The sequence below is a fragment of the Chryseobacterium rhizosphaerae genome, assembly GCF_003385455.1.
Lineage (GTDB): Bacteria > Bacteroidota > Bacteroidia > Flavobacteriales > Weeksellaceae > Chryseobacterium > Chryseobacterium rhizosphaerae.
In genome coordinates, this window is sequence record NZ_QNUF01000045.1 from 17,948 (window position 1) to 28,464 (window position 10,517).

General features: G+C 36.0%; 10 protein-coding genes. All 10 read right to left on the minus strand.

The annotated features are described in order from the left end of the window. Positions 1-7 precede the first annotated feature (7 nt). The gene (locus DRF57_RS22570; protein ID WP_115920985.1) at positions 8-463 is read right to left on the minus strand and encodes a GyrI-like domain-containing protein; all 456 of its coding nucleotides are present in this window, start codon (positions 461-463) and stop codon (positions 8-10) included. Positions 464-1,088: 625 nt separating this feature from the next. Further along, positions 1,089-1,274, minus strand: coding sequence for a bacteriocin-like protein (locus DRF57_RS22575; RefSeq protein ID WP_047486159.1), 186 nt, complete (start codon positions 1,272-1,274; stop codon positions 1,089-1,091). Positions 1,275-1,340: 66 nt separating this feature from the next. Then, positions 1,341-1,673, minus strand: a complete 333-nt coding sequence (locus DRF57_RS22580) for a gamma-glutamylcyclotransferase family protein (RefSeq protein ID WP_115920987.1) — start codon at positions 1,671-1,673, stop codon at positions 1,341-1,343. Beyond that, entirely contained in the window at positions 1,673-2,302 is a 630-nt protein-coding gene (locus DRF57_RS22585) for an SGNH/GDSL hydrolase family protein (protein ID WP_084084851.1), read from the minus strand. Before DRF57_RS22585 ends, DRF57_RS22580 begins: the two co-directional genes overlap by 1 nt. 311 nt (positions 2,303-2,613) lie before the next feature. Further along, a complete protein-coding gene (locus DRF57_RS22590; protein ID WP_115920989.1) occupies positions 2,614-3,027 on the minus strand; it encodes a ribonuclease inhibitor in 414 nt (137 codons plus the stop codon). Then, the gene (locus DRF57_RS22595; RefSeq protein ID WP_115920991.1) at positions 3,008-6,703 is read right to left on the minus strand and encodes a phosphoribosylformylglycinamidine synthase; all 3,696 of its coding nucleotides are present in this window, start codon (positions 6,701-6,703) and stop codon (positions 3,008-3,010) included. The genes DRF57_RS22590 and DRF57_RS22595 overlap by 20 nt, the downstream gene beginning before the upstream one ends. A 183-nt stretch (positions 6,704-6,886) precedes the next feature. Continuing rightward, the gene (locus tag DRF57_RS22600; RefSeq protein WP_115920993.1) at positions 6,887-7,858 is read right to left on the minus strand and encodes a WG repeat-containing protein; all 972 of its coding nucleotides are present in this window, start codon (positions 7,856-7,858) and stop codon (positions 6,887-6,889) included. A gap of 47 nt (positions 7,859-7,905) precedes the next feature. After that, positions 7,906-9,333, minus strand: coding sequence for an adenylosuccinate lyase (purB, locus tag DRF57_RS22605; RefSeq protein WP_047486165.1), 1,428 nt, complete (start codon positions 9,331-9,333; stop codon positions 7,906-7,908). 383 nt (positions 9,334-9,716) lie between these two features. Beyond that, positions 9,717-9,857, minus strand: a complete 141-nt coding sequence (locus tag DRF57_RS23770) for a bacteriocin-like protein (RefSeq protein WP_153816321.1) — start codon at positions 9,855-9,857, stop codon at positions 9,717-9,719. A 305-nt stretch (positions 9,858-10,162) separates the two neighbouring features. Next, the gene (locus DRF57_RS22610; RefSeq protein ID WP_123863376.1) at positions 10,163-10,495 is read right to left on the minus strand and encodes a hypothetical protein; all 333 of its coding nucleotides are present in this window, start codon (positions 10,493-10,495) and stop codon (positions 10,163-10,165) included. Positions 10,496-10,517: the final 22 nt, after the last annotated feature.

The following is a 10,517-nucleotide window of genomic DNA, read 5'->3' on the forward strand; positions in this document are numbered from 1 at the left end:
GCTTTTATTATACAGCAATAAAAATATCCACTTCTGCATCTGATGGATTTTGTGCCTTTTCTCCATATACCTCAAAATCTGCAGTAAAAACTCTTCCCAGATCCATTTCCCAGATTTTCAACCATTGATTGATGACAAGGTTTTTTGTAAGATCTCCCCTCACTGTAAATTTCACATAATTTCCTCCGTCAAAAGAATACCCAACCATTCCCTCAGGAATATGATCCAGATTGTTCACCCTGCATCCAAGAAGTGTGGTATAAGGCTTTGTATGGTCTTTTTCGTAATCTGTATAGATTGAATAAACCGTAGTATCCATTTTGTTCGGAATAGCCTCCAGAATACCTTCATTCATAAACGTTCCCCATAATGCCCCGATATCTGTAGCGGCCTGGTTATTTTCATTGGTAGTTCTTACCGCAATACCGATAACCTGGCAAGGCTCTGTTTGTACATTGTTCATCTCTTCACTATTTTTTTATTGTCCATCAAAGATAATGTTGGATTGTGACAACCGTATGTCAGCAGGGATTGGATATTTTAAGTTTTGGCTAAAGCCAATGGAGATGGGTTACTTAAAAAAAACGGGCTGAAGCCCGTTTCTATTGAATAAATATCTTAATTAAATGAATAGATCATATCGGTTTTTGATAGATTATTCAAACTTATCTATGGTCTCATACTCATATATGCTCTACCTCAGATTTCAAAAATCTTTGTAATCTGCAAGCTGTATTTTTTAGGTTTTGGCTAAAGTCAGATGACGGTGGATTAATTTAAAAAACGGGCTGAAGCCCGTTTCTATTGAATAAATGTCTTAATTAAATGAATAGATCATATCGGTTTTTGATAGATTATTCAAACTTATCTATGGTCTCATACTCATATATGCTCTACCTCAGATTTCAAAAAATCTTTGTAATCTGCAAGCTGTATTTTTTAGGTTTTGGCTAAAGTCAGATGACGATGGATTAATTAAAAAAACGGGCTGAAGCCCGTTTCTATAGATGGTATTGATTTTTAAACAAAAACGTTTCTGAAAATCAAATACTTTTCAGAAACGTTCTGTTCATTAGATTATTTTCATCTTATAAAGTACAATAGTAATCCCATGATTCACCAGTCATACAGCCATCATATTTTGAACAATAGTAGTAATATGGTGAAGTGCTGCAGTTTCCGTTTTCATCTTTTGGATAAATAATCAGAGATGGTTTTCCTCCACCTTTTACAGTTTTTAACTCCTGTCTTTTAATTTTTTTTAAATTTTTCATAGTAATTTTTTTTGCAGCTTAAAACTACTAAAAAAATTCACTCATTATGGATAAATGCAGACCGTTTTATTTTCCTACATAAATAAATCCTTTCTTTCCTGATCTGAAAACGGTTTCTATTCTTTTATAATCATCTACTTCATATTCATCTGCCTGAAGGATTTCTTCTTCTGTAACTTCAAAAAGTATTCCTTCTACACAGTCTTCTTCATTTCCGGAAGGGGCTAAAACAGGATGAAATTGTTCTCCGCTTTTACGTACTACCTCAGGATCTGTAATTTCAATCATCCCCAGTGTATATCCGGAAAGTATATCTTTTTCTCCCTGTAAAATCCGTCCGAATGTTTCAAGCTGCACCTGCTCTTTCTGCAGGGTTCCGTAAGAAAATAAATGAGGCATTATAAGTATTTTTCAATGACTGGAATTGCAATTTCGGCCATCATTCCGTAGCCTTTTTCATTGGGATGAACTCCGTCTGCAGAAAGCAGGACTTCTTTATCATCAAACAATGCGGCATAAAAATCAATATACCCCAGGGAATATTCTGCTGCAATATCTTTCAGGATCTCATTGTATGCAACCACTTCCCTATTGGTTCTCAACTTTCCTGATCCTACGACCACTCCATCTATTTTTTGAGAAACCGGAAGAATACTTACCAGATATATATCGTTGGAAAACTGTTTCGCCTGTTGGACCGCTGCTATGATATTATTTTTGAATTTTTCAGGCTCTACGACCTGTATTCCTTCTTTTATGGCAAGGTCATTAGCTCCGTAACTTAGGAAAACCAGATTTCCATCAGCTGAATTTCTTGCACTTAATTCTACAGGCATTCTCTTCAATAAACCTTCTGTAGTTTCGCCACCGATCCCTAAATTGAATAAAATCAGTTCATCACCGTTTCCTTCATGGAATTTTTGCAGGGCATATCTCTTTAAAATATCTACCCAGCCTCCAAAAACACTATCATATTCTCCATATGTTATACTGTCCCCAAAGAACAGTCCATACACTATTTTCTTCATTCAGTTAATTCTTTTGGTTTTGCTTCTCAGAAGCTTTTCAAATATTTTTCAAAGTAAGATAAAATCTGCCGAATCCGACAAATCTGCAGGATATTTTTTTATTACAGATGTAATCTTAAGAATGTCACGGTTCTTAATGGTTTAAAAATCACGCTGTTTTTTTAACGTAAAGCTTTAGTATACATTCCGTAGACTTTAAGAAACAAAGATAGAATCAACCTGCTAATTCGATTAAGCTAAGGGTAAAATTCAAACCATCAATCATTTCCCCACTCTTAACTCTTAACTCTTAACTCTTAACTCTTAAATCATCAATCTAACCTCAACGTAATATCCCCATGCGACTCTATAATTTCCACCAAAATTTCAAATAACGTCTGCCCACTTCCGGCGATCAAATTCTCCAGTTTCTGCTGCATCAATTCTATATTGAAAGGCTTTCCCTGTCTGATTTTATTTTCGTAGAATTCCTGAGTTGCTTTCAGGCCCAGGTCTTCTTTCGATTTTTCTGATTCTTTCCAAACGATTTCTATTTCTTCATGATATTCAAATACTCCAAATCCACCATACAGGATATCATTAAACCCATCAAGCGTTCCTACTTTCCAATCGGCACCACTCATCAGAATATCTGAGACTTCCTCATAGAAACCTGCTAAAGACGAAAAATGACCGCCATTGATGACGATCATTTTTCTTGTATTATTATTTGAAGTATTCAACACCGTTTTTGAATATATTGTGATAATTCGCTGTTGGTATGTTTTTCATGAGGCCATCGGTAAAACGTTCCGGGTGTCCCATTCTTCCGTAGATCTTTCCACATGGGCTGGTAACTCCTTCAATTCCGAATAATGAATTATTAGGGTTAAATGGCATACCATGGGCGATGTTTCCATCAAAATCTATGTACTGGGTTGCTACCTGTCCGTTTTCATAAAGCTTCTTGATTTCTTCTTCTGAAGCCATGAAACGACCTTCACCGTGAGAAATAGGAATAGTAAAGACCTGATCTTTCATTCCTTTTAACCATGGGCTTTCGTCATTCACCACTTTCACAGTTACCATCTGAGAAATGTGTCTTCTGATGGCATTATGAGCCAATGTCGGAGAGTTTTCATCCAGATCTTTGATTCTTCCATATGGTAACAATCCTGATTTAACCAAGGCCTGGAATCCGTTACAGATCCCGATAATCATCCCGTCTCTGTCTAATAATTCATGAACTGCATTTTTCATCTTCTCGTTCTTTAAAACGTTTACAATGAATTTTGCAGAACCATCAGGCTCGTCACCTGCGGAGAACCCTCCTGAGAATGCTAAAATCTGTGATGTTCTGATCTCTTCCACCCATGCATCAATACTTTCTTCCAACAATTGGTGATTGATATTGATCAGCGGTAAACTGCTCACAACAGCTCCTTCTTTCTGGAATGCATTCAACGTGTCATATTCACAGTTGGTTCCAGGGAATACCGGAGCAAACACTTTCGGCTGAGCGATTCCGTGTTTTTTAATGATAATATTTCTTGGATTGACAGAGTTTGACTGCTCATCTATTTCAACCGTTATCTTTTCTTTTTCTACAGTCGGGAAAAGGTTTTCGAAAGTATTTGTATATGCAGATACAAGACCCAGGATGTCAGATTCAAGATTATTAATCTTTAACGTTCCGGAATCTTTTACTTCTCCAATCAATTGAAGAGTTGCTGAGCTTAGCTCTTCCTTCGCTTCAATGATCAGGCTACCGATATTTTTTGCTAATAATGCATTTTCATCTGCATTGATTTCAGCACCCAATCTGTTTCCAAAGCTCATTTTTGCTAAAGCTACTGCGATACCTCCTTCTTTCACCGTTTTTACAGAAACAATTTTCCCGGCTTTGATATTTTCAAAAATAAATTCAAAAACTTCTTTTAAGCTGTTATAGTCCGGAAGACCGCTTTCCTGTGGAATATGGTTGAAGAAATACAGTTTATTTCCTGCATTTTTCAATTCAGGAGAGATGATATTCTGTTTTTCTCCATTAGCACAAGCAAAAGAGATCAATGTAGGCGGAACATTCAGATCCTGATAGGTTCCACTCATGGAATCTTTCCCTCCGATGGCTGCTAAACCAAGGTTGATCTGAGCGTCATAGGCTCCCAACAGGGAAGCTAAAGGTTTCCCCCACTTTTCAGGGCTTTGCCCTAATTTTTCAAAATATTCCTGGAAACTAAGTCTGATATTCTTATAATCTCCACCCATAGCCACAATCTTTGCAACACTTTCTACTACAGCATAAGATGCTCCCAATAATGAGTTTTGTTTTGAAATTTCAGCATCAAATCCCCAGCTTGCCAGAGAAACGGTTTTAATATCTTTCGCTCCTAAAACAGGCAGTGTCTGAACACTTCCTTCCATTAAAGTCTGCTGATATTTTCCTCCTAAAGGCATTGCTACTGTAGTTCCTCCCACTGAAGAGTCAAACATTTCCAGTAATCCTTTTTGAGAGGCTACATTTTTATCTTTTAGGGTATTCAGGAAGTTCTCTTCTGTGAAAGCCTTAGTTTCTTCTTTTACTTCTTCAAGGTGATTAATTTTCACCTCCTGAGATTTTGAACACCCATTGGTATCAAGGAATTCTCTTGAAAGGTCCACAATTTTATCTCCTTTCCAGAACATCTGCATTCTTCCTGAATCGGTCACTTTTGCCACTTCTACAGCAACAATGTTCTCCGCTTCACAGAATTTAATGAACTGTTCTTTATCTTTTGGATCTACTACAACAGCCATTCTTTCCTGAGATTCGGAAATGGCAAGTTCTGTCCCGTTTAATCCTTCATATTTTAAAGGTAGTACATCCAGGTTCACCTCTAAAGAGTCTGCAATTTCACCGATAGCCACGGAAACTCCTCCTGCTCCAAAGTCATTTGACTTTTTGATCAGCTTTGTCACTTCCTGATTTCTGAATAATCTCTGGATTTTACGTTCTTCAACAGCATTTCCTTTCTGAACTTCAGAGCTCATCGTGTGAATAGAGGTTTCATCCTGCTCTTTTGAGCTTCCACTGGCTCCACCAACACCGTCACGACCTGTTGCACCTCCTAAAATGATGATAGAATCTCCATTGGCAGGTTTTTCACGTCTTACCCAGTCTACAGGAACGGCTCCGGTAACGAAACCAACTTCCATTCTTTTTGCTTTATAGCCTTCATCATAGATTTCTGAAACCATGGTAGTTGCTAAACCAATCTGGTTCCCGTATGATGAATATCCGTTAGCAGCCTGTTTTGTAATGGTTTTTTGAGGTAATTTCCCTGGTAATGTTTTATCTACCGGTTCTAAAACATCGGCAGCTCCCGTCAGTCTCATCGCCTGGAATACAAAAGATCTTCCGGACAATGGGTCTCTGATTGCTCCTCCCAAACACGTAGAAGCTCCTCCAAAAGGCTCAATCTCTGTCGGGTGGTTATGGGTTTCATTTTTGAACAGCAAATACCATGGTTCTTTTTTACCGTCGTATTCGGCTTCAATCTGGATGGTACATGCATTAATCTCATCGGAGATCACCAGGTTATCCAGGTTACCTGTTTTATGGAAATATTTACCGCATACTGTTGCCAGATCCATTAAAGAGATTGGCTTCAGCTCACGGCCTAAGAATTTTCTTTTTTCGATATAGTCATTGAAAATAGTTTCCAATGTATATTTGAACTGGCCTTCAAACTGAATGTCTGACAATTCTGTTTCAAACGTAGTGTGACGGCAGTGGTCACTCCAATAGGTGTCTAAAACTTTCAATTCAGTTTCTGTAGGATTTCTCTGTTCTGTTTTAAAATAATCCTGAATAAATTTCAAGTCATCCAATCCCAGTGCAAAACCATGATTGTTATAGAAACCTTCAAGCTCGGCATCATTAAAATTGATAAAATTTTCGTGGATTAAAACTTTTGACGGTATTTCATCTGCAGGGATATCCAATATAGACAGATCTTTTTCCTGAGATTCTACTTTATTGATCAAAAGGTCTTTGATCTTCACCAGATCAGCTTCAGAAACTCCTTCAAACTCGATCAGTTTACCACTTCTTACTTTTGACTTTTCATTTTCTGTCAATAATGCAATACACTGTTGGGCAGAATCTGCTCTCTGATCATACTGGCCCGGTAAAAATTCCATTCCAAAGTGAATCGATTTTGCAGGGTTTTCTGTGTGTAAAATATCAGTAACAGGGTCTACAAAAGTATTATTCACTACTTTTTCAAATTCTCCGTCATTCAAACCGAAAATATCATACACATTGTATACTTTCACGCTTTGAACCGCTGGAACAACCGCTTTTACTTCATCAAAAATTTTTGGACTTTCCACATCGAAAATTCCTCTCTTTTCTACGAAAATTCTTTTGTTATTAGACATTAGATGCCAGATTTTAATATTAGATTTATTTTTCTTTTTTACTTTTTCAGAATTTAAAGTTTTTTTCTTTAAATCCGTCTATATTGGAAAATTTTGAAAGAGATTTTTCCTTCAACCATTATTCCGTACAAATTTAAAGGAATAAGGCTATCTTCTTCAAATTTGAGCCCTGGAATTTCCAATTTATTTGTTTATAAATTTATTCGGATTATCCTTATGTTCTTTCTGAAATTCTTCTGCGCTTTTTATTTCTGCTTTCAACCAGTTTTCAAAAGGAATCTTCTTTTCATTAAAATCCTCTATCCCATAAAATGTTTTTCCATCTTCTGAGACCAGAAACTTGAAACGATAAAGCATATCCAAGTCTTTCTTTCTGTGATTATAGGTATTTACCTGATAATACGGAAAGTTTTCTTTTGGTCTTTCTACAATTTCAAAAAACAGATTCTTTTCATTTTCAGACAGTTTATTGTAAAAATTCACATAATAAAGATCTGAAAGTTTTTTCTCCCGTTTTTCAAAAAACTGAAGGATACTCTTCTCTTTTTCATTGTATTGAAATGGGTTCGGATAATATTTCCCATCTATTTCAACATCCTGAGCTGTTGGGTTTGCCAATGACTGAACGGTTTGTCCTTTGATATTCATCACCCCCCATTTGCCACCTACAATAGACCTGTGTTCGTCATTCGTTTTCTCCCAATCGCAGCCGTCACAAAATGCAGCATATCCGTAATTAAAAGGTGATACAAAATCATGCTCAGCTTCAATAATAATCTTACCGTTACGGTCTGCAAATCCTACTTTACCATTTTTAACCAATCTTCTTAGTCCCTCAGAGAAATAATCCGCTCCATTATCATAAAGAAAAGGTTTGTAAAGGAAAGTACCATTTCTGTCATATACATTTCCCCAAGCATTTTTCTCCGGTTTTTCGCCTTCTTTATTCCCATCAAAAAAAATGGTTTCTCCTTCTACGGGATCTCCATCTTTAAGGTAGGAAAAGACTTTGAACTGTGCAGGAACGATTATTCTCCCTGCCTTATCTTTCACTCCAACCAGGGAATCTTTGGATTTAAAATACCGTAAGACTTCCTTTTCCTGAGAAAAAGTAATCATGGGTGTCAGTAAAATGGTCAGTAGTAGTTTTTTCATACAACGGGCAGGAAAAAAATATGCAGCCCGAAAGGCTGCATACTGCTTTATACTTTAAGATCAGCCTCCAATCCTATTAAGTCTTTATTTTGGTCCAGAATCGGCTGAACTTCATTCTGAATGAATTCTACCGTCTGAATCGGTGCAAAACCGACAAAGTTCTTAGGATCTAAAACTTCTTTTAATTTTGATTTATCTAATTTTAAAGAATCATCGTTTAAGATTCTTTCAATAAGGTCATTTTCTTTTCCTTCTTCTTTCACTTTCTTCGAAGCTTCCATAGAATGAACTCTGATTACCTCGTGGATTTCCTGACGGTCACCCCCCGCTTTCACTTCTTCCATGATAATATATTCTGTTGCCATGAAAGGAAGTTCTTCTTCGATATGTTTATTGATTCTGTTTGGATAGACTACGATTCCGTTCATAATATTGTTCCAGATCAGTAGAATAGCATCTACTGCTAAGAACGCCTGTGGAATGGTTAATCTCTTGTTTGCAGAATCATCCAGTGTTCTTTCAAACCATTGTGTAGAAGCTACCATGGCAGAACTTGTAGTCAAAGACATTACATACTTTGACAAAGCTCCGATTCTTTCGCTTCTCATCGGGTTACGTTTGTATGCCATGGCTGATGAACCGATCTGGTTTTTCTCGAATGGCTCTTCAATTTCCTTAAGATTCTGAAGTAAACGTAAGTCATTAGTGAATTTATGGGCAGACTGAGCGATGTTACCTAATAAAGCCACCACTTTAGCATCAATTTTTCTGTCATAGGTCTGTCCTGAAACACCAAAAACTTTCTCAAAACCGAATCTTTTTGAAAGTTCTTTATCTAAGTGTTTTACTTTGGAATAATCACCATTGAATAACTCAAGGAAACTTGCAGCAGTTCCTGTAGTTCCTTTTACCCCTCTGAAACGAAGTGTTTCAAGGAAGAAATCAAGTTCTTCAATATCAAGAACCAAACTCTGTAACCAAAGGGTTGCTCTTTTTCCAACTGTCGTTAACTGAGCCGGCTGGAAGTGTGTGAATCCTAAGGTTGGAAGGTCTTTATACTGAATAGCAAAGTCTGCTAAGTTTTTCATGACGTTCACTAACTTTTTCTTTAAGATCAAAAGTCCGTCACGGATCTGAATTAAGTCTGTATTATCTCCTACAAAAGCTGAAGTAGCTCCCAAATGGATAATTCCCTTTGCTGAAGGCGCCACATCACCATAGGTGTGAACGTGAGCCATTACATCATGACGGAATTTCTTTTCGTATTCTGCTGCTTTATCATAATCGATATTTTCAGCATTCGCTTTCAACTCTGCAATCTGCTCATCTGTGATCTCAAGACCAAGGTCTTTTTCAATCTCAGCTAAAGCGATCCAAAGCTTTCTCCAGGTACGGAATTTATTGTTATGTGAGAAATTAAACAACATTTCTTCACTGGAATAGCGCTCTTCCAATGGATTTTTGTAGGAATTCATTCTTTCTTTTACTTTTAGATGTACAAAAATACGGTTTTTCAGTGAGAGATGAAAATCCTGTTTTTATGATTTTTAAACCATATTCCGAATAAGATAAAGGATTTCATTTATACTTTTGCCTTGAAGCAAAAGTATACAAAAATTCAAGACGGGAATCATCCGCTAAAAATTTGGTTGTACTCCTAAAATTTCCAAACTCCCATGGATCATACGGTTCTGCTTCGGCTCTATATTATAACCCATGCTAAGCGGAAATTTTTTAACGGATTACAATCAAATTTTCTTAACGCTCCTGGTTCCTAAGTCGATTAGTGGATAGGACATAAAATAGGCTGTCCATTTCTGAGACAGCCCCGTTCTTTACCTTATTTTCATGAATCAAATTAATCAATAAGTCCACATGGTGATCCTACTGAGATACATTTTTTTACAAATGAACACCAAAAGTATCCTGGCAGACACATAGGGATTCCTCCCTGAACTGTTTTCAATTCTCTTTTTGAAAGTTTTCTTAGATTTTTCATAGTCTTAATTTTTGATTTTTCTCCTACTCTATATGCTTTTCGGATTACGCTTTAATTTGGTACTCCCAATATACATATTTTTCAAATATAAAAACATAATCCATTCATTTCACATTATTTACAAATTAAAATGCGCTTGGTGACATTATTTATACTTTACCTTGAAACCGAAGCTTGAGTGATTAAACTCGTCAATCTTTTTTAGAGTTACATAGTTTATTATTTTAAATATGTCCTTTGCATTTTCAGGTTGTTTGTTTTTCCTGGCCATAAAGAATACTATTACTTTGACTTTTCTATTGATCTTAATTGTCATAAAAAATTATTCCCAAAATAATACTGTAATCTTCACTACTAAAAATAGAACAACTTTTTTTATCCCCATCAATGACTGATAATTTTACATTTTGTAAATCAGAATATTTCATTCTTTTTACCGTTTCAGCTAATCCTTCAAAATAATTACCCTGATAAATACTAAAATCTAATCGGTCATTATAAATATCATATAAATGTTCTCTGGTTTGAACAAAAGAGTCTAAAATATCTTTTTGATCTTTAATCTGGCCAACGTAGGAAACCACCTGATCTAGATAGTTCCTAATATTATATAAATTATTTATTATTAAATCATTCATTCCTTCCATATAAATCTAAAAA